This is a genomic window from Mesorhizobium sp. M1C.F.Ca.ET.210.01.1.1 (genome assembly GCF_004791585.1).
Taxonomy (GTDB): Bacteria; Pseudomonadota; Alphaproteobacteria; order Rhizobiales; family Rhizobiaceae; genus Mesorhizobium.
Genome location: NZ_SRUU01000090.1, coordinates 1 through 1,153 on the forward strand (window position 1 = coordinate 1; position 1,153 = coordinate 1,153).

General features: G+C 63.5%; 1 protein-coding gene. It reads right to left on the reverse strand.

The features are described 5' to 3' along the window. Window positions 1–23: 23 nt before the first annotated feature. Complete coding sequence (locus tag EN853_RS33040; RefSeq protein ID WP_127859540.1) at window positions 24–962, reverse strand: IS110 family transposase; 939 nt, start codon at window positions 960–962, stop codon at window positions 24–26. Between the last annotated feature and the right edge of the window lie 191 nt (window positions 963–1,153).

The following is a 1,153-nucleotide window of genomic DNA, read 5'->3' on the forward strand; positions in this document are numbered from 1 at the left end:
CGGATGAGCGACTATCTGAGGTGTCAAGTTGCATTTGCGAACTCGCTGCGCGCGTCGCGTGCTTTTGCATTGAGAATGACGAGCAGCTTGCGGGCGAGCGCGATACGGATGACCATTTTCTCCTTGCCGGCGGCCTGCAACCGCTGATGGAAGGCGGCCAGATGCGGATCGTATTTGGCAACGATGCGGGCAATGAGGAAGAGGAGGGAGCGCGGTCCGGCACGTCCGCCCCGTACCGGCCGCCGGCCACTGCGCTTGCCGCTGTCATTGGCGATCGGGGCCAGGCCGGCCAGCTTGGCGATGGCCTTGTTGGACAGAATGCCGATCTCGGGCAACTCGGCCATCAGGCGAGCAACGCTACGGGAGGCGACCCCTTTGAGCGAGCGAAAGGCCCGGTCAAGGCATGCCCACAGGGGATCGTCATCGATCAGCGACGCGATCTCACCCTCCAGCCTGCGGCTCTGGCGCACAAGCAGCGCCATCACCTCATCGAGGCTGGCGATGATCTCGGCGTTGGCGGCAGCGCTCTTGCGCTGCTTCTGGATGGTGAGATCGCCGGTGACCTGACCGAGCCGCGCCACCAAGGCCTTGAGACGCTGCTCGGCCGCGCTCGGCGGCGGCGTCGCTTGTACGCGCTTGGCCTGTGCGTAGCCGACGATCATGGCGGCATCGATCCTGTCGGTCTTTTCCAGGAAGCCCATCGCCTCTGCAAAACGGCGTACGTTGCGCGCATTGACGAGAGCGCAAGGCAGGCTCAGCTCCCACAGCAGCAGGAACGCCAGCCGCTCGCCGCCGCCGCTGGCCTCCATGACGGCAAGCTCGACGCCATGGCCCTGACACCAAGCGGCCAGCTCGGCTATGCCTGCCGCATCGTTACGGAAGCGGCCTGCCGCCCCGCTCGGCTCGATATGGGCATCGAGCCATTCTTTCGAAACATCCACTCCACAGATGGTCTTGTTCACGATAACCTGCCTTGTGCGTGCGATTGGAGCCAAGCGACTATTCGGTCGTACGTGACGAAGGCGAAGATCCCAGGCTCATCCACGGTTGTAACCGAAGGGGTTTCGGGCGACTTCGCCAAGCCTCGAATCGGATGGCCGTCCGGTTCGAGGCTCAGTCGCTCTTCTCGCACAAATCTCTGTTCGTGCAGATA